General features: G+C 71.7%; 20 protein-coding genes. 13 read left to right on the top strand and 7 right to left on the bottom strand.

What is annotated here, in order from left to right; translation table 11 throughout:
• Positions 1 to 167: 167 nt before the first annotated feature.
• Positions 168 to 3,431, bottom strand: coding sequence for an AfsR/SARP family transcriptional regulator (locus tag C4T78_RS01305; RefSeq protein ID WP_093346028.1), 3,264 nt, complete (start codon positions 3,429 to 3,431; stop codon positions 168 to 170).
• Between the two features lie 96 nt (positions 3,432 to 3,527).
• On the opposite strand from C4T78_RS01305, the gene C4T78_RS01300 reads away from it, so the two are divergent.
• The 4 genes from C4T78_RS01300 (at position 3,528) to C4T78_RS01285 (ending at position 7,252) form a co-directional block, all read left to right on the top strand.
• The gene (locus C4T78_RS01300; RefSeq protein WP_093346030.1) at positions 3,528 to 4,406 is read left to right on the top strand and encodes an NAD(P)-dependent oxidoreductase; all 879 of its coding nucleotides are present in this window, start codon (positions 3,528 to 3,530) and stop codon (positions 4,404 to 4,406) included.
• A 198-nt stretch (positions 4,407 to 4,604) separates the two neighbouring features.
• On the top strand, positions 4,605 to 5,477 hold the full coding sequence (locus C4T78_RS01295) for an NAD(P)-dependent oxidoreductase (protein ID WP_093348327.1): 873 nt from the start codon (positions 4,605 to 4,607) through the stop codon (positions 5,475 to 5,477).
• An 18-nt stretch (positions 5,478 to 5,495) separates the two neighbouring features.
• Entirely contained in the window at positions 5,496 to 6,359 is an 864-nt protein-coding gene (locus tag C4T78_RS01290) for an NAD(P)-dependent oxidoreductase (RefSeq protein ID WP_218161432.1), read from the top strand.
• 29 nt (positions 6,360 to 6,388) lie between these two features.
• Positions 6,389 to 7,252 carry an NAD(P)-dependent oxidoreductase gene (locus C4T78_RS01285; RefSeq protein WP_093346033.1) on the top strand — a complete coding sequence of 288 codons (864 nt, stop codon included), beginning with the start codon at positions 6,389 to 6,391 and terminating at the stop codon, positions 7,250 to 7,252.
• Positions 7,253 to 7,320: 68 nt separating this feature from the next.
• Here C4T78_RS01285 and C4T78_RS01280 read toward each other — a convergent pair whose 3' ends face one another.
• Genes C4T78_RS01280 through C4T78_RS01270 form a run of 3 tightly spaced genes read right to left on the bottom strand, consistent with a single transcriptional unit; the run spans position 7,321 to position 10,175 of the window.
• Complete coding sequence (locus C4T78_RS01280; RefSeq protein ID WP_093346035.1) at positions 7,321 to 8,220, bottom strand: glycine betaine ABC transporter substrate-binding protein; 900 nt, start codon at positions 8,218 to 8,220, stop codon at positions 7,321 to 7,323.
• Positions 8,221 to 8,257: 37 nt separating this feature from the next.
• Positions 8,258 to 9,145 carry an ABC transporter permease gene (locus C4T78_RS01275; RefSeq protein ID WP_093346038.1) on the bottom strand — a complete coding sequence of 296 codons (888 nt, stop codon included), beginning with the start codon at positions 9,143 to 9,145 and terminating at the stop codon, positions 8,258 to 8,260.
• Positions 9,138 to 10,175: a quaternary amine ABC transporter ATP-binding protein gene (locus C4T78_RS01270; protein WP_309599251.1), complete on the bottom strand. Its 1,038-nt coding sequence runs from the start codon at positions 10,173 to 10,175 to the stop codon at positions 9,138 to 9,140. Before C4T78_RS01270 ends, C4T78_RS01275 begins: the two co-directional genes overlap by 8 nt.
• 404 nt (positions 10,176 to 10,579) lie before the next feature.
• Here C4T78_RS01270 and mshC point away from each other — a divergent pair, with 404 nt between their 5' ends.
• The 3 genes from mshC (at position 10,580) to C4T78_RS01255 (ending at position 15,154) form a co-directional block, all read left to right on the top strand.
• Positions 10,580 to 11,815 carry a cysteine--1-D-myo-inosityl 2-amino-2-deoxy-alpha-D-glucopyranoside ligase gene (mshC, locus tag C4T78_RS01265; protein WP_093346042.1) on the top strand — a complete coding sequence of 412 codons (1,236 nt, stop codon included), beginning with the start codon at positions 10,580 to 10,582 and terminating at the stop codon, positions 11,813 to 11,815.
• Positions 11,816 to 11,954: 139 nt separating this feature from the next.
• Entirely contained in the window at positions 11,955 to 13,184 is a 1,230-nt protein-coding gene (locus tag C4T78_RS01260; RefSeq protein ID WP_093346044.1) for a styrene monooxygenase/indole monooxygenase family protein, read from the top strand.
• A 155-nt stretch (positions 13,185 to 13,339) separates the two neighbouring features.
• The gene (locus tag C4T78_RS01255; RefSeq protein ID WP_218161433.1) at positions 13,340 to 15,154 is read left to right on the top strand and encodes a C69 family dipeptidase; all 1,815 of its coding nucleotides are present in this window, start codon (positions 13,340 to 13,342) and stop codon (positions 15,152 to 15,154) included.
• A 115-nt stretch (positions 15,155 to 15,269) separates the two neighbouring features.
• Here C4T78_RS01255 and C4T78_RS01250 read toward each other — a convergent pair whose 3' ends face one another.
• From C4T78_RS01250 to C4T78_RS36265, 3 genes are all read right to left on the bottom strand, one after another.
• The gene (locus C4T78_RS01250) at positions 15,270 to 16,367 is read right to left on the bottom strand and encodes a chitinase (protein ID WP_093346046.1); all 1,098 of its coding nucleotides are present in this window, start codon (positions 16,365 to 16,367) and stop codon (positions 15,270 to 15,272) included.
• Positions 16,368 to 16,606: 239 nt separating this feature from the next.
• Positions 16,607 to 17,485 carry a PAC2 family protein gene (locus tag C4T78_RS01245; RefSeq protein ID WP_093346049.1) on the bottom strand — a complete coding sequence of 293 codons (879 nt, stop codon included), beginning with the start codon at positions 17,483 to 17,485 and terminating at the stop codon, positions 16,607 to 16,609.
• Complete coding sequence (locus C4T78_RS36265; protein ID WP_177247377.1) at positions 17,482 to 17,634, bottom strand: hypothetical protein; 153 nt, start codon at positions 17,632 to 17,634, stop codon at positions 17,482 to 17,484. Before C4T78_RS36265 ends, C4T78_RS01245 begins: the two co-directional genes overlap by 4 nt.
• A 217-nt stretch (positions 17,635 to 17,851) precedes the next feature.
• On the opposite strand from C4T78_RS36265, the gene C4T78_RS01235 reads away from it, so the two are divergent.
• The 6 genes from C4T78_RS01235 (at position 17,852) to C4T78_RS01210 (ending at position 24,342) form a co-directional block, all read left to right on the top strand.
• Positions 17,852 to 20,206, top strand: a complete 2,355-nt coding sequence (locus C4T78_RS01235; RefSeq protein ID WP_093346051.1) for a lysylphosphatidylglycerol synthase domain-containing protein — start codon at positions 17,852 to 17,854, stop codon at positions 20,204 to 20,206.
• Between the two features lie 124 nt (positions 20,207 to 20,330).
• Positions 20,331 to 21,020 carry an HAD family hydrolase gene (locus C4T78_RS01230; protein WP_258958304.1) on the top strand — a complete coding sequence of 230 codons (690 nt, stop codon included), beginning with the start codon at positions 20,331 to 20,333 and terminating at the stop codon, positions 21,018 to 21,020.
• On the top strand, positions 21,020 to 21,991 hold the full coding sequence (locus C4T78_RS01225) for a homoserine dehydrogenase (protein ID WP_093346054.1): 972 nt from the start codon (positions 21,020 to 21,022) through the stop codon (positions 21,989 to 21,991). Before C4T78_RS01230 ends, C4T78_RS01225 begins: the two co-directional genes overlap by 1 nt.
• A 74-nt stretch (positions 21,992 to 22,065) precedes the next feature.
• Entirely contained in the window at positions 22,066 to 22,329 is a 264-nt protein-coding gene (locus C4T78_RS01220; RefSeq protein WP_093346056.1) for a phosphoribosyl-ATP diphosphatase, read from the top strand.
• Between the two features lie 54 nt (positions 22,330 to 22,383).
• Positions 22,384 to 23,232, top strand: coding sequence for an ATP phosphoribosyltransferase (gene hisG, locus C4T78_RS01215; protein ID WP_093346058.1), 849 nt, complete (start codon positions 22,384 to 22,386; stop codon positions 23,230 to 23,232).
• A gap of 264 nt (positions 23,233 to 23,496) precedes the next feature.
• Positions 23,497 to 24,342 (top strand): VOC family protein, encoded by an 846-nt coding sequence (locus C4T78_RS01210; protein ID WP_093346060.1) that lies wholly within the window; start codon positions 23,497 to 23,499, stop codon positions 24,340 to 24,342.
• Positions 24,343 to 24,353: the final 11 nt, after the last annotated feature.

The raw sequence follows: 24,353 nt of genomic DNA, 5'->3' as shown, positions 1-24,353 counted from the left end.
GGCGCGCCGGACGCCCGGGGGCAGGGACTTCCGCGATTTCAATGGAAATCACGTCGTCGAATTCAATGGAAGTTGCGCACCCGTCGGTGTGTCGTTCTCCCGACACGCCGACGGCTCCGCGATTTCAATGGAAATTCGACGTCTGATTTCCATTGAAATTGCCTCCCCTAAGAGGGGCTTGGCAGGGGTTCCGGGGTCGTCAGGGCGTCGATGTCGGTGGGGAAGTGGTCCGCGCCCTCGGCGACGGCGATAGCGAATTCGCCTTCGGTGAGCCGTTTTCGGGCTTCGGCGGTGATCCGGTTGAGGTCGCCGCGCTCGGCTTCGGGCAGCGGCGTGCCCGCTGAGGCTCGCGCCGCTTCGGCCGCGCCGAGCAGGCGGGCCGCTCGTTCCGGGGCGGTCGCGGCCTCGGCGCCCGCCAGGCCTTCGAGGGTCAGGGCGATCGAGCGGGGATCGCCGATCCTGCGGGCGATGCGATAGGCCGACAGGTGGTGCTCGCGCGCCGCGTCGAGGTCTCCGCGCAGTTCGGCGAGGAAGCCGAGTTCGGCCAGGATCAGCGTGTTGCCCGGCTCGAACTCCACTCGCCGGTGCCATTCCAGCACCCGGTAGAGGTGCCGCTCGGCCTCGTCGAAGCGGCCTTCGCGGCGCGCGCCCAGCGCCAGCCCCGTTTCGGCGTACATCTCGGCCGGGGTGAAGCCGCGCTCGGCCGCCAGCCGCATCGCGCGCCCGTGCAGCTCGCGCGCCCGCGGGTAGTCGTGCCTGAGCAGCGCCACCCGGCCGAGCCAGGAGGTCTGGTAGGCCACTTCGGCCCACAGGCCGATGCTCTCCGCACCGCGCAGGGCTTCGGTGTGGTGGCGCTCGGCACTGGTGTAGTCGCCGGTGACCCCGGCGAGCATGCCCAGCGCGTAAGACGCCTGCGCCAACCCCCAGCGATCACCGGTGGTGCGGAAGAGCTCGGCGCTGCGCTCGGCCGCGGCCAGTGCCGCGGCGAGATCACCGCGGGTCATCAGGTGCGTCGAGTGATCGCTCAGCGCCGCGGCCAGGCCCCAGCGGTCCTGCAGCGCGGTGAACTCCTCGACCACCTCGTTGACGGTCGCCTCCGCCGCACCCAGGTCGGCGACCGTGTACTGGGCGTGGGCGAGGAACCAGCGGGCGCGGGCGCGCTTGGCGCGATCGGTGATGCCCCGCCACGCATCCAGGTCCTCCACTTGCTCACCCGTAAGCAACGCGATCGCCGCGTACCACGCGGCCGCCTCGCTTCCGCCTTTCCGCGATTCACAGTGGTGGTCGCGTTCGGGACCGATCCCGCGTTCGGCGGTTTCTCGTGGCTGGGCTGCGTCACGGCCCCCTGAGATGCCGTTGAGCAGCACTGGACGTTTCTCCGCCCGATCATCCGCTCCGGAGGTGGCCAGTGCGGCCGCGAGCGACTGCCGGGCCTCGGTGAGCCTGCCACGCAGGAACCAGTACCAGGTCAGCGCCGTGACCAGCCGCAACGCCACTTCGGGCGAGGCGTCGTCGAGCACCGCGCGCAGGTTGGCTGCTTCGGCGTCCAGCAGTTCGAGCCACCGCCGCTGCTCCGGGCCGCGCAGCTGGGCCTCGGCGCGCTCGGCGAAATCGGCGTAGTGCTCGTTGCGCCGCTGCCGCACCGTGTCGTGCTCGCCTGCTTCGCGCAGCTGCTCCAAGCAGTAGGCGGCGACGGTGTCCAACAGCCGGTAGCGGTGCTCGCCGGTCCGGCTCTCCGCGACGACCACCAGCGATCGGTCCACCAGGCGCGACAGCAGGTCCAGCACCTCGGTCGGTCGGACGCCGTCGCCGGAGCACACCACCTCGGCCGTGGCCAGGGTGCAGCCGTCGCGGTGAATCGCCAAGCGGCGCAACACGATCCGCTCCGCGGTCGGCAGCAGCTGCCAGCTCCAGTCGATCACCGCGTGCAGGGTCCGCTGCCGCTCCGGCGCATCGCGGTGGCCGGAGTTCAGCAGCGCGAACCGATCGTCCAACCTGGACTCCAGCGTTCGCGCGCCGAGGGCCCGGATGCGGGTGGCGGCCAGCTCCAGCGCCAGCGGGATGCCGTCGAGCCGCCGGCAGATCGCCGCCACCGAGGCGGAGTTCTCGGCGGTGATGTCGAAGCCCGGCGAGGTGGCGGCGGCGCGGGCGGCGAACAGCCGGACCGCGGCCGAGGCGCGGACCTCGCCGAGCTCGGCGCCGCTGTCGGGAACGGCGAGCGGCGGTACCGGCAGCAGGGTTTCGCCCGCGATGCCCAGCGCTTCCCGGCTGGTGGCGAGGATCCGCAGCCCCGGCAGCAGCCGCAGCAGCCGCGCGACCATCGACGCGGCGGACCCGATCACGTGCTCGCAGTTGTCGAGCACCAGCAGGATCTCCTTGGCGCGCAAGGCCTCCACGATCGGGTCGGCCGAGGACATCGCCGCTTCCTGCACCTCCAGCGAGGCGAGCACGGCGTGCTCCAGCGAGCAGGTGACGTCCTCACCGGGCTCGATCCCGGCCAGCTCCACCAGCCGCACGCCGTCCCGGAACACCGCCCCGCGAGCCGATTCGATCGCCAGGCGCGTCTTGCCCACACCGCCCGGCCCGGTCAGCGTGACCAGCCGCGACGAACCCAGCAGCGCCAGCACCTCCGCGCTCTCGCCGTCCCGCCCGACCAGGTCGGTCACCGGCACCGGCAGGTTGTGCGGGACGGCGGCCGGGGCGGCCAGCGAGACGTCCTGGGTCAGGATCGCCTGCTGGAGCTCGACCAGCTCCGGGCTCGGGTCGATGCCCAGCTCGTCGGCCAGCCGCTCGCGCAGCTCGGCCAGCCCGGCCAGCGCCTCGCTCTGCCGCCCAGCGCGGTACAGGGCCCGCACGTGCAGCGCCCGCAGCCGCTCGCGCAGCGGGTTCGCGGCCACGAGTTCGCCGAGCTCACCGGCGAGAGCGGCGTGCTCGCCCAGCTCGAGCCGGGCGGCGGCGGACTCCTCCAGCGCGTCCAGGTGCTCCTCGGCCAACCGCTGGCGGGCGGCCTGGACGAACGGCTCGTCGGCGAAGTCGGCGAACGCCGGGCCCCGCCACAGCGCCAGCGCATCGTCCAGCAGCGCCCGGCGCGCGCTCGGCGCCGCCGTCGCCCGGGCCTGCGCGACCAGGCGGCGGAACCGGTGCGCGTCGACGGCCTCCGGGTCGGTCACCAGCGCGTACCCGGCGGAGCGGTAGGTCACCAGCTCGCGGCCGATGGCCCTGCGCAGCTGGGAGACCTTGGTCTGCAGCGTGTTGGCCGGGTTGCCGGGCGGTTCGGCGCCCCACAGGTGGTCGACCAGGCGATCGGCCGACACCGGGCCGTCGTGCGCGAGCAGCGCCACGAGCAGGGCGCGGACCTTCGCCTCGGGAACCACCACGGGTTCGCCATCGGCGGTCCACACCCCCAGCGGGCCGAGCACTCCGAAACGCACGGTCCAAGCCTAGTGCGCGCGCCCGACACCCCCAGCCGGTCGTGCGCGGACCGTGCGCGGCCCCCAGCAGGCTGGTCACCAGCGGAAGGAGAACCGATGAACCAGAAGGCCGTGAGCGTCCTCGGACTCGGCGACATGGGTACCGCGCTGGCGGACGCACTGCTCGCGGCGGGCCACCGGGTGACGGTCTGGAACCGCACGGCGGCCAGGGCCGAGCCGTTGGTGGCCAGGGGCGCGTCCCGTGCGGAGACCGCCGCCGATGCGATCGTGGCCAGCCAGTTGGTGGTCATCTGCTTGCTCGACTACGACTCGGTCGGTCAGGTGCTGGTCCCGCACACCGATGTGCTGGCCGGGCGCACGCTGGTCAACCTGACCAACGGCACACCGAGTCAGGCCCGCGAGATGGCGGCGTGGGCCACCGAGCACGGCGCCGACTACCTGGACGGCGGCATCATGGCCGTCCCGCCGATGATCGCCACGCCCGAGGCGTTCGTGCTCTACAGCGGCCCGAGCGGAACCTTCGAGACCTGGCGGCCGGTGCTGGACGCCTTCGGCGAGAGCCACCACCTCGGTGCGGACCCGGGACTCGCCGCGCTGCACGACATCGCCCTGCTCAACAGCATGTACGGGATGTTCGGCGGCGTCCTGCACGCCTACGCGCTGGTCCGCTCGGCGGGCGGGTCCGCGGCGGAGTTCGCGCCGATGGCCCGCCGGTACGTCGAGACCATGGGCGCCTACGCGGAGGCGATGGCCGCGCGGATCGACGCAGGCGACTACGCCGACGACGTGACCTCGAACCTCGCCATGCAGACCACCGCGTACGCCAACTTCCTCACCGCAGCGGAGGAATCGGGGATCAGCACCGAGCTGATCACCCCGATCTACTCGCTGCTGCAGCGCCGGGTCGCAGACGGCCACGGCCACGAGGACACCGCGAGCCTCGTCGAACTGCTCGCAACGCCGCGAGCGGGTTGATCGACGGCATTCGCGAAACCCGCGCGGTCACCGGGGAACTCCGGTCGGTCGAGTCCACCGTTCTGGCAGCTGGAGTCCGCTGCGGACTCCAGCGTTCGGGCGCAGCGGTGCGCGGTGGAGCTCGAACCCGGCCGGGAAGGCGAGGGGACCGGTGGAAGTTCACCCCGCCGGTCTCCTCCGCCATCAGCGACGAGAGGAATTCCAATGAACGACAAGACGGTGAGCGTCGTCGGTCTCGGCGACATGGGAACGGCGCTGGCGGACGCACTGCTCGCGGCGGGCCACCGGGTGACGGTCTGGAACCGCACGGCGGCCAGGGCCGAGCCGTTGGTGGCCAGGGGCGCGTCCCGAGCGGAGACCGCCGCCGATGCGATCGTGGCCAGCCAGTTGGTGGTCATCTGCCTGCTCGACTACGACTCGGTGAGTCAGGTGCTGGTCCCGCACACCGATGTGCTGGCCGGGCGCACGCTGGTCAACCTGACCAACGGCACTCCCGGTCAAGCCCGCGAAATGGCCGCCTGGGCGGCCGATCACGGTGCCGACTACCTCGACGGCGGCATCATGGCCGTCCCGCCGATGATCGCCACGCCCGAGGCGTTCGTGCTCTACAGCGGCCCGAGCGGAACCTTCGAGACCTGGCAGCCGGTGCTGGACGCCTTCGGCGAGAGCCGCTACCTCGGCGATGACGCGGGCGCTGCGGCGCTGCAGGACCTCGCGCTGCTCGCCGGCATGTACGGGGTGATCGCGGGCTCGCTGCACGCGCTCGCCCTGGTGCGCTCGACCGGTGGTTCGACGCGGGAGTTCGCGCCACTGCTGAGCAAGTGGTTGCAGGGCGTGGTCACCTGGCCCCTCGCAGCGGCCGAGCAGATCGACGCCGGTGACTACGGCGAGGACGTCGTCTCCAACCTCGGCATGCAGACCGCCGGGTTCGCCAACCACTTCATCGCGGCGGAGGAGCAGGGCATCAGCGCCGAACTCCTGCTGCCGGTGTACCAGCTGATGCAGCGCCGGGTCGCCGACGGCCGCGGCCACGAAGACATCGTCGGCGTCATCGAACTGCTCAAGCGCTGAGAAGCATTGGAGAACGACGTGAAACAACCTGTCACCCTCATCGGCCTGGGTCCGATGGGGCAGGCCATGGTCAAGGTCCTGCTGGACGCCGGGCACCCGGTCACGGTGTGGAACCGGACCGCGAGCCGGGCCGACGACGTGGTCGCGCGCGGTGCCGTCCGCGCCGCCACCCCGGCGGAGGCGGTGGCGGCCGGCGAGCTGGTGCTGCTGAGCCTGACCGACTACGCGGCGATGTACGAGATCCTCGGCCCGGTACCGGATCTGACCGGCAAGGTGATCGTCAACCTCAGCTCGGACACCCCGGACGTCTCCCGCGAGGCGGCGCGCTGGATCGAGCAGCGCGGCGGCCAGTTCCTCACCGGCGGCGTGCTGGCCTCCGCCGAGCTCGTCGGCGCGGAACCGGCCAAGGTGTTCTACAGCGGCCCGGCGGAGCTCCTGGCAGCCCACGAGCAGACGCTGCGGCTGATCGGCGAGCCGCACCACGTGGGCGCCGATCACGGGCTGGCCCAGCTGTACTACCTGGCGCACATCGACCTGTTCCTGGTCAGCCTGGCGGCGTACCTGCACGCCACCGCGCTGGTCGGCTCGGCAGGGGTGTCCGCCCAGGAGTTCCTGCCCTGGGCGGTGGACAACCTCACCACCAATCCGCTGGTGCTCCCGGCGGCCGCGGCGCAGATCGACCGCGGCGAGCACCCCGGAGACCTGGGCACCGCCCGGATGATGGCCGCCAGCGCCGAGCACCTCCTGGAAGCCAGCCGCGCGGTGGGCATCGACGCCGCGCTGCCGAAGGCGATCAAGGCGCACTACGACCGCGCGATCGCCGCCGGCCGGGGCGGCGAGAGCTGGACCGCACTCATCGACGTCATCCGCGACCCGCGGTGACATCCGAACGAAAACCCGTGGAGAACGACATGAAGCAGCCCGTCACCCTGATCGGACTCGGACCGATGGGCAAGGCGATGGTGCACGCCCTGCTGGACGCCGGGCACCCGGTCACGGTGTGGAACCGGACCGCGAGCCGGGCCGACGACGTGGTCGCGCGCGGTGCCGTCCGCGCAGCCGCTCCGGCCGAGGCGGTCCGGGCCGCCGACCTGGTCGTCCTCAGCTTGACGGACTACGCGGCGATGTACGACGTCCTGGGCCGGGTCGAGGATCTGACCGGCAAGGTCGTGGTCAACCTCAGCTCGGACAGCCCGGAGGTGACCCGCGAAGCGGCGAAGTGGGCCGAGCAGCGCGGTGCCCGGTTCCTGACCGGCGGCGTCATGGTGCCCGCGCCGATGATCGGCACCGAGGCGTCCTACGTCTACTACAGCGGGTCGAAGGACCTCTTCGACGCGCACGAGAAGACGCTGGGAGTCATCGGGAAACCGCACCACATGGGCACCGATCCCGGTCTGGCACAGCTGTTCTACCAGGCCAACCTGGACGTCTTCCTGACCGCGCTGTCGGCCTTCCTGCACGGTTCGGCGCTGCTCGGCTCGGCCGGGGTTCCCGCGAAGGACTTCGCGCCGTGGGCGGCGCAGGTGCTCCAGCTCGTGATCCAGTTCCTGCCGCGATCCGCTGAGCAGGTCGACGCCGACGAGCACCCGGGCGACCTGAGCACGGTCACGATGATGGGTGCGACCGCCGACCACGTCCTGGCGGCCAGCGAGGAAGCGGGCATCGACCTGGAGCTGCCCCGCGCGATCAAGTCGCACTACGACCGGACCATCGCAGCGGGCAAGGGCGGGGACAACTGGACCCGCCTGATCGACGGCATCCGCAACCCGGGCTAGGCCCCGGAGGCCGTGAGCGCTTCGGGGCGCCGCAGCACCCCGAAGCGCTCACGGCCGTTCTCACCCGGTCACCGGCCGGAGAAGGTGTTGATCACCTCCGGGTGGGCGTCGGCCCACTTCGCGGCCGCCTGCTGCTCGTGGCCCTTCTGGGCGCTGTTGATCTCGTTCTCCAGGGAGGCGAGCTGGTCGTCGGTCAGCCGGAACTTCTTGATCATCTCCGTGACCTCGGGGAAGTCCTGGGCGAAGCCGGCGCGGCCGACGGCGTGCAGCTGCTCGGCCTGGCCCATCGCGCCCTTCGGGTCCTGCAGGTCCTTGAGCGGGTAGCGGGCGTAGGCCCAGTGCGGGTGCCAGAGGGTCACCACGATCGGCTTCTGCTCCTTGGTGGCCTTGTCCAGCGAAGCGAGCATCGCCGTGGTCGAGGAGGTCTGCAGGGCGTACTCGCCACCGAGGCCGTAGGCCGGGATCGCGCTGTCCTTGGTGGTGCGGCTCAGCCCGGCGCCCGGGTCGATGCCGGTGATCACGCCGCCGAACTCCGCGCCTCGGCCCTTGAGGTCCTCGATCGAGTTGATGCCGGTCAGGTACCGGGGCACCGCGATGTTCAGCGTGCCCTGGTCGTACCAGACGCCGAGGTCCTCCAGCCGCGGGCCGTACTGCTTCCAGTAGTCGGCGTGGGTCTGCGGCAGCCAGGCGTCCAGGAACAGGTCCGGGTTGCCCTGGGCGAGCCCGGCGTAGATCGGGCCGACCTCCAGCTCGGTGGCGTTGACGGTGTAGCCCTTGCGCTCCAGGAGCTCCTTGTAGAGGTAGGTGACCGCGATGTCCTCGTCCCAGGCGATGTAGCCGATGTTGATCGTCTTCGACTCCTGCCCGGTCGGCGCCTCGCGGCCGCCGCACCCGGCGGCGACCAGGACCAGCGCGGCCAGTGCGGCGAGCAGTGCGGCGAATCTCCGCGATCTCCTGCTGGACAACATTGCTACCTGCCTTTCCGCGGCGGCTGGCGGACCGGGCTCAGCCGGCCCTGGCCGCTTTGCGCTCCGCCCGCGCGACCGGCGAGCGGTCCGAGAGCACGGCGGTGATCCGGTCCAGGTAGACCGCCAGGATCACCACCGCCAGTCCGGCCTCGAAGCCCTGGGCGAGCTGGACCCTGGTGACCGCCTCGTAGATGTTCGAGCCGAGGCCGGGCGCGCCGACCATGCCCGCGATGACCACCATCGACAGCGCCAGCATGATCACCTGGTTGACCCCGGCCATGATCGACGGCATGGCCAGCGGCAGCTGGATGCCGGTGAGGATCTTGCGGGGCGGTGCGCCGAAGGCCTCGCCCGCCTCGACCACCTCGGTGTCCACCTGCCGGATGCCCAGCTCGGTGAGCCGCACACCAGGTGGCAGCGCGAAGATCACGGTGGCCACCACGCCCGGCACCTCGCCGATGTTGAAGAACACGATCACCGGGACGAGGTAGACGAAGGCGGGCATGGTCTGCATCAGGTCCAGCACCGGTCGCAGCACCGCGCTGACCTTGCTGCTGCGCGCCATCAGCACGCCCAGCGGGATGCCGATGGCGATGGCGATGGCGGTGGCCACCAGCACCAGCGACAGGGTCTGCATCGCCGCCTCGAACTCCTGCACGCTCGCGACCAGCCCGAACCCGATCAGGCTGAACAGGCCGAACCGCCAGCTGCGCAGCCACCACCCGAGCCCGGCGAACACCAGCACCATGACCGACGGCGGCAGGGCGGTCAGCACCTGGGACAACCCGCCGACCGCCGAGCGCAGCACCAGGTCGATGAAGTCGAAGACCGGGCCGATGTTGTCGTTGAGCCAGTCCACCACCGCTTCGAACCAGCTGCCGACCGGAACCCGCGGCAGCTCGTACTGGGTGAGCACGTCACGCATCGGAAACCTCCTCGGCGCCGTCGGGCTCGCGGCTCAGCGCCTCGAAGATCGCGGCCGGTGTCACCGCGCCGAGCAGGCGCTGCCCGTCGACCACCGGCACCGGGTCCGGGCGGGCGCCGAGCCGCAGGAACAGCTCCCTCAGCGGCGTGCCCGCGGCCACGGGTTCGGCGTCAGCGGGCGCGGTGACCTGCGGATCCGCCAGTGCTGCGGCGGTGAGCACGCGGCTGCGGTCGACGTCGTGGACGAACTCGGCGACGTAGGAGTCGGCCGGTTCGCGCAGGATCTCCTGGGCGGTGCCGATCTGCACGATCCGCCCGGCGCGCATCATCGCGATCCGGTCGCCCAGCCGCATCGCCTCGTTGAGGTCGTGGGTGATGAAGATGATCGTCTTGCCCAGCTGGGCGTTGAGGTCGAGCAGCTGGTCCTGCATCTCGCGCTTGATCAGCGGATCCAGCGCGCTGAACGCCTCGTCCATCAGCAGGACGTCGGTCTGCGCCGCCAGAGCGCGCGCCAGCCCGACGCGCTGGCGCATCCCGCCGGAGAGCTGCTGCGGGTAGCGGTCGCCCCAGCCCTCCAGGCCGACCAGGTTCAGCGCCTCGGTGGCCTTCTCGACGAGCTCGTCCTCGCCCGCGCCGCGGATCCGCAGCCCGTAACCGGCGTTGTCCAGCACGGTCCGGTGCGGGAAGAGCGCGAAGTGCTGGAAGACCATGCTCATCTTCTCCTGGCGCATCGCGCGCAGCGCCTTGGACGACATCGCGGTGACGTCCTCGCCGTCGACGAGCACCCGGCCGGCGGTCGGCGTGAGCAGGCCGTTGAGCATCCGGATCAGGGTCGACTTGCCGGAGCCGGACAGGCCCATGACGACGAACGTCTCGCCCTCCGCCACCTCGAACGACGCGTCCACCACCGCCGCGGTGCCACCGGCCGCCTTGATCTCGTCCGGGTCGGCCCCGCGCTCGATGCGGCGGACCAGCTCCGCCGGCTGCGGCCCGAAGATCTTGTGGAGCCGCTCCACGCTTACCGAAGTCACCGATGGCCTCCACCGCTCGGCCGGGCAGCGTCCGGATCACGACGCCCGGATTCCCATTCCGCTCCTTTCGCCGATCTCGCTCCGGAAATGCCGAGTTCAGCAGATCGGGCGAAGATCTGCGTTTCGCGGAGAAGAGGTTGTCTCACGCCTCTGACCAGGCGAGATGTGATTGCTGTGCGTTCGGATATCCCTTTTTCAGGGCTAATGATCCCACTTCAGTGGCGTTATGGCCGAGTGGTTTCGGCAAAGGATCTCGTCTTGCCGGAACAGGCGATTCCGGTGTTCTCGCGGGAGCGTCCGCGCCAGCTCGGCGGCGTTCGGGCCGGACCCGCCTCCCACGATGTGATACTGGCTATCCCCCGGATGGCGGCGTCCACCCGAGGGGGACGTTTAAGGTCGAGTGCATGCAACCCTGGTCATCGGTTCCCGTGCCTCGAGTGCCGGGCACGCCACGTCCGCTGCGCCTCTTCGACACCTCGGCAGGTGCGGTCAAGCCCACCGAGCCCGGTGCGGTCGCGCGGATGTACGTGTGCGGCATCACGCCGTACGACGCCACCCACCTCGGTCACGCCGCCACCTACCTGGCGTTCGACCTGGTCCACCGGGTGTGGCTGGACAACGGTCACCAGGTGCACTACGTGCAGAACGTCACCGACATCGACGACCCGCTGCTGGAGCGCGCCGAGCGCGACCGCGAGGACTGGGTGGTGCTCGCGATGCGCGAGACCGCGCTGTTCCGCGAGGACATGGAGGCGCTGCGGGTGGTGCCGCCCGCGGACTTCGTCGGCGCGGTCGAGTCCATCCCGGAGATCGTCGAGGCGGTCGGCAAGCTGCTGGCCTCCGGCGCGGCCTACCGGCTCGACGACGAGCACCCGGACATCTACTTCCGCCACCGGGCCAGCGGCCACTTCGGCTACGAGTCGAACTACGACGACGAGACCATGCGCACCTTCTTCGCCGAGCGCGGCGGCGATCCGGACCGGGCGGGCAAGGAGCACCCGCTGGACGCGCTGCTGTGGCGGGCCGCCCGCGATGGCGAGCCGTCGTGGGAGTCCGAGCTGGGGCCGGGCCGACCGGGCTGGCACCTGGAGTGCTCGGTCATCGCGCTGAACCGGCTGGGCCTGGGCTTCGACGTGCAGGGCGGCGGTTCGGACCTGATCTTCCCGCACCACGAGTTCAGCGCCGCGCACGCCGAGTCGCTGACCGGCGAGTTCCCGTTCGCCAAGCACTACGTGCACGCCGGGATGATCGGGCTGGACGGCGAGAAGATGTCCAAGTCCAAGGGCAACCTGGTGTTCGTCTCCCGCCTGCGCGGCGACCGGGTGGACCCGATGGCCATCCGGCTGGCGCTGCTGGACGGCCACTACCGCACCGACCGCTCGTGGACGGCCGACGCGCTGACCGCGGGCGCGGCGCGGCTGGCTCGCTGGCGTCAGGCCGTCGCCCTGGAGTCGGGCCCGGCGGCGGAGGCCGCGGTCGCCGAACTGCGCGACCGGCTCTCCGACGACCTCGACACCCAGCAGGCGCTGCGCGCGATCGACGCGTGGGTGGAGGAGGCGCTGACGAGCGGCGGCTCGGATGCCGAAGCGCCGCAGCTGATCCGCACGGCCGTCGACGCCCTGCTCGGCGTCGAGCTCTGAGAGGCTGTCCGGCGAACTCGTTCCGCGCGGCGGTGCGGGTGGCGGAATCGAATCCGGTGGAGGGGCGCCGGTCCCGGACGGGACCGACGCCCCTCCACCGCGCTCGCGGCATCGGTGCGCGGGAGAGGACGGGCGGGGAATGCGGAAGGTCCTGATCGTCGGAGCGGGGCAGGCCGGGTTGCAGCTGGCGCTCGGTCTGCAGGCCGAGCAGTATGAGGTGACCTTGGTCTCCGGGCGCACGCCCGAGCAGATCCGCGGTGGCCGGGTGATGTCCACCCAGGCCATGTTCGGCACCGCGCTGGCCGGTGAGCGGGCCCGTGGGCTGAACTTCTGGGACGCCGAAGCGCCGCCGATCACCGGTCTGCGCAAGGTCGTCGAGAAGGCGGGGGAGGGGCGGGTGCTGGACTGGCGGGGCCGGTTCTCCCGGCCCGCGCAGTCGGTGGACCAGCGGGTGAAGATGGCCCGCTGGCTGGAGCTGTTCGCCGAGCGCGGCGGTGCCGTCGAGTACCGCGACATCACCGCCTCCGAGCTGGACGCGATGGCTCAGCGCCACGACCTGGCGGTGGTGGCGACGGGCGCGGGCGAGCTGGGCCGCATCTTCGAGCGCGACGAGCAGCACTCGCCGTTCACCGCGCCGCAGCGGGCGCTGGCGGTCGCTTACGTGCGCGGAGCCGCTCCGTCGCCGGACGAGCCCGACACCGGCCTGCTCCGGGCGAGTTCGATGCCCGGCGTCGGCGACATCTACGTCATCCCCGGCTGCACCTTCGGCGGGGCGTGCGACGTCCTGCTGTACGAGGGGATTCCGGGCGGCCCGATGGACTGCTGGTCGGATCGCCCCGGCGCGGACGAGCAGTGGGCGCGGATGCTGGAGCTGATGCGCGAGCACCTGCCGTGGGAGCACGCGCGGTTCGCCGGTGCCGAGCTGACCGACGAGCGCGCCACCCTCACCGGTGGCGTGACCCCGGTGGTGCGCAAGCCGGTCGCCGAACTCCCGTCGGGCGCGGTGGTGCTGGGCATGGGCGATGCGGTGGTGGCCAACGACCCGATCACCGGGCAGGGCGCCAACGTCGCCAGCCGGTGCGCCGAGTCCTATGCGGACAGCATCGTGGCGCGCGGTGAGCAGGCGTTCGACCGCGCCTGGATGCAGCAGAGCTTCGACCGGTTCTGGGAGCACGCGCGGCACGTGGTGACGTGGACGAACACCTCGCTGCGGCCCGCTCAGCCGCACGTGCAGCGGATCGTGGCCGCGGCGGCGCGGCACCCGGAGATCCGCGACCGCTTCGCCGACGGCTTCGACGACCCGGCGGACTTCCAGACCTGGTTGCTCGATCCGGAAGGCGCCGAGGAGTACCTCCGCGGCTTCGGCTGAGCAGATCAGCAGAAGCCATCCCGAACCGCGAAAATCCAGCTCAGCGGCCGGTCATCCGGCGCTCGGCGGCCGGTGGTTGAGCCGGGTGGCCTGTACTATTTCACCCGATTGGGTTAGGAAGGGATGCGTTGATCACCCGGACGTAGGAGGCTCACGTGTCCCGATTCCGACATCGATGCGCTGCGCTCGGCCTCGCGGCGGCGGTCGTGGTGCTCGCCGCGCCCGTTGCGGTGGCGACGCCCGTCGCACCGCCGGTCCAGCAGACCCGCCCGATGCCGGACAAGAGCATCGCCTTCTACGTCGGCAAGAACCGCACCGAGAGCGGCGCGACGCTGCTCGGCGGGTTCGGCCACGAGCCGTCCAGCCACTGGCTGGAGATCGTGCCGCGCCAGCAGCACGAACCGGGCTCGACCATCACCGTCGGCGCCACCGAGGAAGCGGACCTGCCCGGTCGGCTCACGCAGATCCCGCAGGTGCCGGAGACCGCGAAGTACATCACCTCCAACTACTCGGAGTTCGCCGGTTTCCCCGCGCCGCTGACCAACGGCGGCCTCAACGAGTTCCAGGTGGCGGCGCGCGACGTCTGGTCGGACTCGCGCCCCGAGCTCGTCGAGATGACGCCGCCCGGCCAGACCGGGCCCCACTACAGCGACCTCTCGCGCATCGCGATGGAGCGGGCGCACAGCGCGCGCGAGGCGGTCGAGATCCTCGGCGAGCTGATCGACGAGCACGGGTACACCACCTACGGCGGCAACTCGCACCTGTTCGCCGACGCCGACGAGGGCTGGGTGTTCATCGAGTTCGCCGGCGGCAAGGGGCTGTGGGCCGCCGAGCGGCTCGGACCGGACGACGTGCGGGTGTCCTACCCCGGCTACATCGGCGACTTCCCGCTGGACTACCAGGACAACCCGGACTACGCGGGCTCGCCGAACCTGATCGACTTCGCCGTCGAGCAGGGCTGGTGGGACCCGGCGAGCGGCAAGCCCTTCAACCTCCAGCAGGTCTACGGCACGCCGTTCCCCGGCCACCCCGGCAAGTCGTCGCCGGACGACGAGGCGCCGTGGCGGCACCCGCCGACGCTGGAGGAGGAGCTGCGGCAGCTGGGCCGGGTGTCGCTGGTGGACATGCAGCGCATGGTCCGCGACCCGCGCTGGTCCGACGACCGCTCCGGCTACGGGCAGGTCGCCGAGCTGAAGCCCGACCTGCCGCACCCCGACCTTGCCACCCTGTGGGTGGCGAACACGGCCGCCGTCACCGCGCCCTACATCCCCTTCCACATCGGCGCCGAGACCGTCCCGCCGGAGTACAGCCAGCACCGCTACCTGACCTCCGGCGCGGCGGCGAACTACCTGAGCCCGGAGTACGCGGCCCAGGAGGCGACGCGCTCGGCGACGTACCTGTCGAAACGGCTCATGTACTACACCTGCGACCGGCCCGAGGTGTTCCTCACCGACGTCACGCAGGCGCTGGAGGGCTTCGAAGCCCGGATCATGGCCGAGATCGGCGATACCGAGAGGCAGGCGGCAGAGGCCTACGCGGCCGGTGACGCGCAGCGGGCGCGGGCACTGCTGACCGACTGGAGCAACGGCTGGGCCATGGAAGGCGTCGACCTCACCGAATATCTGGTGGAGGACGTCGAAGCCCGCACCAAGGAGCAGTTCGGCATCCGCCGCCCGGCGGTGGAGCCGCCGCCCGGGGTGACGGCGAAGGCCGAGAGCCTGGACATGTCCCTGCCGGAGGGCTCGATCTCGGCCCGCGACCGAGTGCACTGCGACCTCGGCAACGGCTGGGCGGAAGGCTCCACAGTGGACCGCAAGGGGCAGCTCGGCGACCCGGACGCGGTCCCCGACTACCGCGCCGCAGCCCGAACCGACCACTCCGCCCCCTGGCTCCCGATCGCCGTCGCGGCCGCGACGGGCCTGGTGATCGGAGCCGGTGCGGTCCTCCTCACCCGCCGCCGCGCCGGGTGATCCCCGCTCCGTGAAGAACGCCTTCGCCTGCCGCTCGGAAGCGGTTGCGGGGAACGGGTTTCCAAGGCGAGGGGCGCCTTTTGCCCAGCACGTGGGCAAAAGGCGCCCTCGCGCCTCATCGGACCGCGTGGGCGTCGTGGGCCTTGGCGAACTCGTTGTCGTGGTAGACGTCCCAGTTGATCGACCAGGCCATCAGGCCGCGCAGCTTCGGGTAGGTGCCGTGCGGCTCGTAGGGGCCGCAGCCGGTGCCCGCGCGCAGGCAGTCGAGCGCCTTGTGGACCTCCGGGACCGGGGTGAAGCCGTTGCCCGCCGGGTTGGCCGCGGGCAGGCCGATCGCGACCTGCTCGGGCGCCAGCGGGGCGAAGGTGTTGTCCGGGTTGCCCGCCAGCGGGAAACCGGTCAGCAGCATGTCGATCATCGCCACGTGGAAGTCCGCGTTGCCCATCGTGTGGTACTGGCCGTCCAGGCCCATGACCGGGCCGGAGTTGTAGTTCTGCACGTGCAGCAGGTCCAGGTCGGCGCGCAGCGCGTCGATCACCGGCAGGTACGCGCCCGCGCGCGGGTCGGCACCGGTGCCGCCGCCGTAGTGCTGGTAGCCGACCTGCACGAAGAAGGTCTCCGGCGCCATGGTCAGCACGAAGTCGGGGCCGTAGCGGTCGTTGAGGGTGCGCAGCGCGCTGATCAGGTTGACCACCACCGGGGTGGTCGGGTTCTTCAGGTCGGTGTCGCCGGGCGCGAGCTCCAGCGAGTGGCCCTCGAAGTCGATGTCGATGCCGTCCAGGCCCCAGCGGTCGATGATCGCCGCCGCCGACGAGACGAACGCATCGCGCGCGGCGGCGGTCTCCAGCCGCACCTGGCCGTTGGCGCCGCCGACCGACAGCAGCACCTTCTTGCCCTCGGCCTGCTTGGCTTGGATCCCGGCGAGGAACTCCTCGTCGCTCTCCACGTTCGGGCACTCGGCGGCCTGGCAGCGGGTGAACTCCAGCTGGCCGGAGGTGGGCGAGGTCGGTTCGGCGAAGGCGAGGTCGATGACGTCCCACTCGGCGGGCACGTCGGCCATGCGCACGTAGCCGGAGCCGTTGGCGAAGCTGGCGTGCAGGTAGCCGACCAGGGCGTGGTCGGGGATGGCGGCGGGTTCGGGGGCGGCGGAGGCAGGCGCGGCGGCGAGGGCGAGCCCCGCCAGCGCGGCGAGCGCGGTGCGGATCCGTGACATGGCTGCTCCGATCCGGATGGGGTGAGCCGGAGCACACAAAAATGGACTAGACCACTTCGCCGAGTCAAGGTCCAGTCCATTTGTCGCCAACCCGAAGCCACCCGCCCCACCACGGCGGGCACCGGTCCGGATGCAATTTCAATGGAAATCAGACGTTCGATTTCCATTGAAATTGCGCCAGTCACCCCGCACCCGGGCGTGTCGGGCGGCTGGTGCGGGGGACTGCGGGTGCGGCGGGGTCAGCCCGGGCCGGGGCCGAGCGGGCCCTTGCCACCCGGACCGCGGCGGCGGAGGTAGCGCTCGAACTCCGCCGCGATCGCGTCACCGCTGGTCTCGGTCAGCTTGACCTCGGCGTCGCCGCGCTCCTCCAGGGCTCGGACGTAGTTGCGGACGTCCTCGTCCTCCTCGGCCATCTCGCTGACCGTCTGCTCCCACTCCTCGGCCTGCTCGGGCAGGTTGCCCAGCGGCACCTCCACGTCGAGGGCTTCCTCGACCCGGTGCAGCAGCGCCAGCGTCGCCTTCGGCGACGGCGGCTGCGAGACGTAGTGCGGCACCGCCGCCCAGAACGAGATCGCCGGGATGCCGGCCTGCACGCAGGCGTCCTGGAAGATTCCGACGATGCCCGTCGGGCCCTCGTAGCGGGAGCGCTCCAGGCCGTAGCGGGCCGCCGAGTCGGCGTCGTAGGCCGCGCCGCTGACCGGCACCGGCCGGGTGTGCGGGGCGTCGGCGAGCAGCGCGCCCAGCGTCACCACGGTGTGCGCGCCGATCCGCTCGATCTGCTCGACGAGCTCGGTGCAGAAGGCCCGCCACCGCATGTTCGGCTCGATGCCGTGCACCAGCACCACGTCGTGCGCGCAGCCCGGCGGGCGGCAGACCGACAACCGCGTCGTCGGCCAGGTGACCTGGCGGGTGATGCCGTCGACCAGCTTGACCGTGGGACGGGTGACCTGGAAGTCGTAGTACGGGTCCGGGTCGATCTCGCTCAGCGGTTCGGCGTCCCAGATGAGCTGCAGGTGCTCGATCGCGGAACTGGCGGCATCGCCCGCATCGTTCCACCCCTCGAAACCGCAGATCACAATAGGGTTCTCCAGCTGCGGAAAGTCCTGCTTCTCGCTCACGCGAGCCCCCCTCCGAAGCTGCGGTTCGATCGCGGCGGTCGTGTAGACCCAGCGTTCCACCCCTCGAAACCGGCGATGACGATCGGGTCGGTCAACTCGGGGAGTTCGGCGCGCGGATGTTCGGTGGTGTGTGCGTCGCGATCGGTCACCGACCCAGCCTACGACGCCGCGCCGACGCCAGCGCCGGACATACCGGGGCCGGCGGCAACGCTCCTGGATCGTGATCGGCAGCCGGTTTGACGCCCGGACCTGCGGGCCAGACCCTTGACCTCAGCGCCCGCCAGGACCACGGGTGTCCCGGTCGTCCGCCGCGCGCGAGCGGGGTGTTCTCGCCGGGCGAACACCGGTTTGCGGAGCGGATGCCCAGTGGACCACGACAGGCCGTCACCGAACGGGGAGAACGGGATCTCCCCGCGCTCGCGGTTGCGGCTGTCCATCGGCAGGCGGCCGCGCGATCTCGCGCAGCTCGGCCTGGTCGGCGGCCTGCTGGCGCTGAGCGTGCTGCTCGTGCTGGTGCCGGTGAACCCGGTGGAGCTGGCGATCCACGACCAGCTGGGACGGATCCCGGCGGTGTCCGATCCGCTGTGGGTGGTGCTGAGCTGGCTGGGCACGTGGGCGGGCATCGCCGGGGTGACCGCGGTGGCGGCCTACGCCGGCTGGATCCGGGTGGCGCTGCTGTCCGCGGCCGCGGGCGCGGCGACCTGGGCGTTGGCGCTGTTCATGCACGAGGTGCTCGGGTTGCACCAGGTGTCCTCGGCCGGGCTGTTCCCGTTCCCGGCCGAGGAGGTGGCCGTCGTGGCGGTGCTGGGCGTGGTCGTCGCGCCCTACCTCGGCGGGTACGCCCGTTCCGCCGGGTGGGTGCTGACGGCGCTCGTCGGCGTCGCCGTGGTGCACCTGGGCGGGCACCTGCCGCTGGCGGCGGTGGGCGGGGCGCTGCTGGGCTGGGGCGTCGGGACGCTGTTCCACGTGGTGTGGGGCGCTCCGGGACGGCGGGTCTCCGACCTGATCGTCCGGGACGAGCTGGAGCAGGCCGGGCTCGCGCCGCGCTCGATCGTCGCGCTGCGGCACCGGTTCCTGGAACCGCGCGAGTTCGCCGTGCGCACCGAGGACGGGGCGACGCTGCGGGTCAAGGTGGTGCGGCGGATGAGCCGTCGCGCCGGGGCCTGGTACAAGATCAAGCGGCTGCTCGCGCTGCTGGACGTCCAGGACGAACCGCGGCTCTCGACACCGCACCACGAGGTCGAGCACGAGGCGTACGTCACGCTGCTGGCCGAGCGCGCCGGGGTGCGCACTCCGCCGGTGGTGCTGGCCTGCGACGTCGAGCACGCACCCGCGCTGCTGGTGGTGCGGCAGGTGCCGGGGCGGCGCCTCTCGGAGCTGAGCGCGGCCGAGGTCGACGACGAGCTGCTGGCGGAGATCTGGGCGCAGCTCGGCGCGCTGGCCCGCGCGCGCATCGCCCACCACGACCTGCGGGCGAAGAACGTCCTGGTCGACGAGCAGAAGCGGCCGTGGCTGCTCAGCTTCACCTTCAGCCACGCCGGAGCCGGTGCGGCGCGCTGCGCGCGGGACCTCGCCGAGGCGCTGGTGTCGATCGCGTCGGTGGTGGGCGCGGAGCGCGCGGTGCGCTCGGCGATCAGCGCGCTGCCCACCGAGCAGCTGGAAGGAGCGCTGCGCAACCTGCTGCCGATGGCGCTGCCTAGGCGCATCCGCGCGCAGGCGCCGCACGGGCGCTTCCTGATGTCCGAGGTGCGCGAGGCGCTGGCCGACGGGCTCAGGCTGCCGATCCCGGGCTTCCGCTCGCCGGTCCGCCCGGTCACCGTGATCGGGCTGCTGCTCATCGGCGCCGCCGTCTACCTGCTGCTGCCGGAGTTGTCGAGCATGGACGAGGTGCTCCTGGCGGCCCGCCACGCCGACTGGGGCTGGCTGGCGGTGGCGGTGCTGACCGGCTTCCTCGCCATCCTGCTGTCGTCGATCTCGATGCAGGGCTCCAGCCGGGTGCCGCTGCCGTTCTGGCGCACTCTCGCGGTGCAGGTGGCCGCCGCGTTCACCGGCCGCACCACGCCGGGCGGCGCCGGGTTCTTCGGGATCAACGTGGTGTACATGGAGCGGCTCGGCCTGCGCCGGCCGCTCGCGGTCGGGGTGACGCTGCTGAACCAGGCGGGCACCGGCGCGGTGGCGTTCGCGGTGGCCGTGATCGGGGTGTTCGCGATCGGCCTGTCCGGCACCTTCACCCGGCTGTCGTTCCCGGCGGGCTGGCCGGTGCTGGCGGGCACGGTCGCGGTGCTGGTGGCCGCCGCCGCGGTGCTGGCCTCGCCGCTCGGGCGGCGGCGGATCGTGGCGCCCGCGCTCGAAGTCGGCCGGGAGCTGCTGGACACATTGCGGCACCCGGTCCGGGCGCTGCAGCTGTTCGGCGGCGGGCTGGGCTACCTGGTGGTGTCGGGACTGGGCCTGGCCGCCTGCCTGGCCGCGCTGCACCTGGAGTTCTCCTGGGTGGCGGTGACGGTCGTGTTCATCATCGGCAACACCCTCGGCCACCTCGTGCCCTCGCCCGGCGGCCTGGGCGCGGTGGAGGCCGTGCTGCTCGCGGGACTGAGCGCGATGGGGATCCCGGCGACGGCGGCGGTGACCGCGGTGCTGCTGTCCCGCCTGCTGACCTACTGGCTGCCGGTGCTGCCCGGCATCGCGGTGTTCCGCTTCCTCCAGCACGAGGGCGTCATCTGACCTCGCGAAACCGACCCGGCCGGGAGACGAGGGATTGCCCACTTTCAGTGGGGCGGGTGGGGGTCGCGGTGTTGTACTGGGTGGCGACCCAGCTTTATCGAACCAGCCTGGAGGAGATCTCCGCGTGACCCGCGACGCCGGTCCGAACTCGCCCGCCGCCGTCCTGTTCGACATGGACGGCACGCTCGTCGACTCCGAGAAGCTGTGGACGATCGCGCTGGACGACTACGCCGCGCATCGCGGGGGCGCGCTCACCGACGCCACCAGGGAAGCCATGGTCGGCTCGAACATGACGCGCAGCATGCGGATGCTGCTGACCGACGTCGGGGTCGCCGCCACCGAGGCCGAAATCGCCGCGGCCGCGAGCTGGGTGGCCGAGCGGATGGCGGAGCTGTTCGCCGGCGGCCTGCCGTGGCGGCCGGGCGCGCAGGAGGCGCTGCGCCGGGCGCGAGCGCTGGGCGTGCCGGTCGCGCTGGTGACCTCCACGATCCGCTCGCTCACCGAGATGGCGCTGGAGACCCTGGGCCGCGACTCCTTCGACCTCACCGTCTGCGGTGACGAGGTCGACGGGCGCAACAAGCCCGACCCCGAGCCGTACCTGAAGGCCGCGCGGCTGCTGGGCGTGGACCCGGCCGCCTGCGTCGCCATCGAGGACTCGCCGACCGGCGTGGCCAGCGCGGAGGCCGCCGGCTGCCTGGTGATCGCCATCCCGTGCGAGGTGCCGCTGGCACCCGGCCCGCACCGGGTGCTGCGCGATTCCCTGGGCGACGTCGACTTCGAGGCGCTCGGCGAGCTGTTCACCCGAGCCGCGTGATGATCGACGTCCCGATCGTGCTGGCCGGCTTCGGCCCGGTCGGCCGGGAGTACGCCGGGCTCGTCGCCTCCCACCGCGCGCAGTGGCGCGATCAGCACGGCGTCGACCTGCGCGTGGTCGCCGTTCGCGGCCGCAGCACCCAGGTGGAGGTCGACGGCGTCGTGCCGCCCCGCGAGCAGTGGGCACCGCTCGAACCGCTCGCGTACCTGCTGGCCCGCACCGGACCGCGGGTGTTCGCGCAGGCCGTTCCTTCCGACGGCGGCGACCAGCCCGGGCAGGACGCGCTGCAGGCGCTCGGTCAGGGCGCGCACGTCGTCACCGCCACCAAGTCGCACCTGCTCACGCACTGGAGCCGGCTCGACGAAGTCGCCCGGCGCGCGGGGCGCTCGGTGCGGATCTCCGGTGCCACCGGCGCCGCGATGCCCGCCGGTGACCTGGCGCGATCGGTGCTGCGCGGATTCGACGTGGAGGCCGTGCACGGCTGCCTCACCGGCACCGCGACCTTCGTGCTCGACCAGCTCGCCGCGGGTTATCCGCTGGAGGCCGCCGTCGCCGAGGCTCAGCGGCGCGGCATCGCCGAAGCCGATCCGACCGCCGACCTCTCCGGCGCGGACGCCGCGACCAAGATGCGCCTGATCACCGGCCTGCTGTGGGGCTGGGACGTGGCGGAGGTGCGGGTCGAGGCGGAACCGATCGGCGGACCGCGCGAGGTCGAGCGCGGCCACCGGCTCCGCCAGGTCGCCTCCGCCCGTCGCGACGAGCCCGGCCTGGTCCGCGTGGCCGTCCGCGCCGAACCCGTCGGCGGGCCGCTGGGCGCGCTGGTCGGTCCGGAGAAGGCGGTGCGCTACGACTGCGGCGACGCCGGATCGGTCACTGTTTCGGGTGGTCGTTCGAGCCCGCGGGGCGCTGCTCGCGCGATGATCAAGGACACCATCGGCGCAGCGCTGGAGGCCACCGCGGGCCTGCGGTGAGCAGCCGTACCAGAGTCTGGACACCGGCGGTCCGCCGTTCGGCCCGCCGACCTTAGATGCAAGGATCGTGCACTGTGAAGACCTTCGACGAGTTGTTCGCCGAACTGCAGGAACGCGCCAGCACCCGACCGGAGGGCTCGTCGACGGTGGCCGCGCTCGACGCCGGGGTGCACGCGCAGGGCAAGAAGGTGCTCGAAGAGGCCGGCGAGGTGTGGCTGGCCGCCGAGCACGAGTCCGACGAGCAGCTGGCCGAGGAGATCTCGCAGCTGCTGTACCGCCTCCAGGTGATCATGCTGGGGCGCGGACTGTCCCTCGAGGACGTCTACCGATACCTCTGACCACGGCGTTCAAACCGACGCCTGTCGAACGAAACCAAGAAGGAGATCGCTGCCATGCTGCGTGTGGCTGTGCCCAACAAGGGCACGCTGGCCGGGCCCGCATCCGAGATGCTCGCGGAAGCCGGGTACCGGCAGCGCCATGAGCAGCGGGACCTGACGGTGCTCGACGCCACCAACGACGTCGAGTTCTTCTTCCTGCGCCCCAAGGACATCGCCATCTACGTCGGATCCGGCGAGCTGGACCTGGGGCTCACCGGCCGCGACCTGGCGCTGGACTCCGGCGCGGCGGTCGACGAGCGGCTGGCGCTGGGCTTCGGCGGATCCACCTTCCGCTACGCCGCGCCCGCCGGCCCGCACGAGTGGACCCCGGCGGACCTGCAGGACAAGCGGATCGCCACCTCCTACCCGAAGCTCGTCACCGACGACCTGGCCCGGCACGGCGTGACGGCCGAGGTCATCCGGCTCGACGGTGCGGTGGAGATCTCCATCCAGCTCGGCGTCGCCGACGCGATCGCCGACGTGGTCGGCTCCGGCCGCACGCTGCGCCAGCACGGGCTGGCCGCCTTCGGCGACCCGATCTGCAAGTCCGAGGCGGTGGTGATCGAGCGCCGCGGTTCGGCGGTGGACCCGGTCAAGGACCAGCTGATCGCGCGGTTGCAGGGCGTGGTGTTCGCCCAGCAGTACGTGATGCTGGACTACAACTGCCCGCGCGAGCTGCTCGACGAGGCCACCGCGATGACGCCCGGCCTGGGCTCGCCGACGATGGCGCCGCTGGCCGACGAGAGCTGGGTGGCGGTCCGAGCCATGGTCTCCCGCAAGGAAGCTCCGGCGATCATGGACCGCCTGGTGGCGGTCGGCGCGAAGGCGATCCTGTCCTCCGACATCCGCGCCTGCCGCCTCTGACAACGGTGTTCCAGGCTCGTCTGCGTGGCGGTGCGAGTCGCGCGCAGGGGGCTGGAACGCCTTCGGCGTTTCACAGGACAACGGTGAGGTGTCCGGGTGCAGGCGGAAGTCCGCACCCGGACACCTTGCCGTTTTGTCCGGAATATCCCTTAACTCCACCGGATCGTAATCCGCTTCGGGGCCGGGTGCGGACCGGTGCGCGCGCCGGGCGCGGATAATGACCTTCGCGAACGATCTTGAACGGACGACGGTGGGGGTGAGCGAATGGCCGTCGTGGTACCGGGGAAGACCCCGCCGCGGTGGGAGCTCTACGAGGGGATGCCCTGCTGGATAGAGCTCATCACCACGGACCTGGAGCGGGCCCGCGAGTTCTACGCCGGCCTGTTCGGCTGGGAGTACCGGACGCACAGCGATCCGGTCTCCGGCGAGCACGTGATCGCGCTGCGGGAGGGGTTCCCGGTGGCGAGCCTGCGGGCCGCCTCCGGTGACCACTCCACGTGGCGGCTCTACCTGGCCAGCGCGGACTGCGCGGCGACCACCGCGCACGCGCAGGAACTCGGCGCGACGCTGACGGTGCCGCACAACCACGTCCCGGGCGTGGGCACCAAGGCGGTGCTGGTCGGGCCGGCCGACGCCGAGTTCGGGCTGCTGCAGCCGGAGGAGTCCTGGCAGTTCGACGTCGGGCTGCCGGGCACCCTGATGTGGGCCGAGCTGGTCACCATCAAGGCGCAGACCGCGGACAACTTCTTCCACGACCTCTTCGGCTACGACGCGGAGAAGTTCGGCACCGAGAACCGCTCGGACTACTCGGTCTGGTACCTCGGCGACGAGTCGGTGCTGGCGCGGGTGAGCATGATCCGCGAGCACATCACGGCGAGCACGCACCCGCACTGGCTGCTCTACCTCGGCGTGGACGAGAGCGTCGGCACCGATGAGCTGGTCCGCACCGCGATCGCGCTGGGCGGCCGGGTCCGCGTGGACCCCTACGACTCCAGCATCGGCCGGGTCGCGGTCCTGCGGGACCCGACGGGAGCCCGCTTCGCGGTGATCGACCAGACCCAGGCCGGGGAGTACGGCACCGCGGCCAACTACGACCCGTACGAGGACTGACCTGGTGCACG

It is taken from the genome of Saccharopolyspora kobensis, assembly GCF_900108315.1.
Lineage (GTDB): Bacteria > Actinomycetota > Actinomycetes > Mycobacteriales > Pseudonocardiaceae > Saccharopolyspora > Saccharopolyspora kobensis.
The sequence above is the reverse complement of the archived record's forward strand: the minus strand, read 5'-3'. Positions and strand labels throughout refer to the sequence as shown.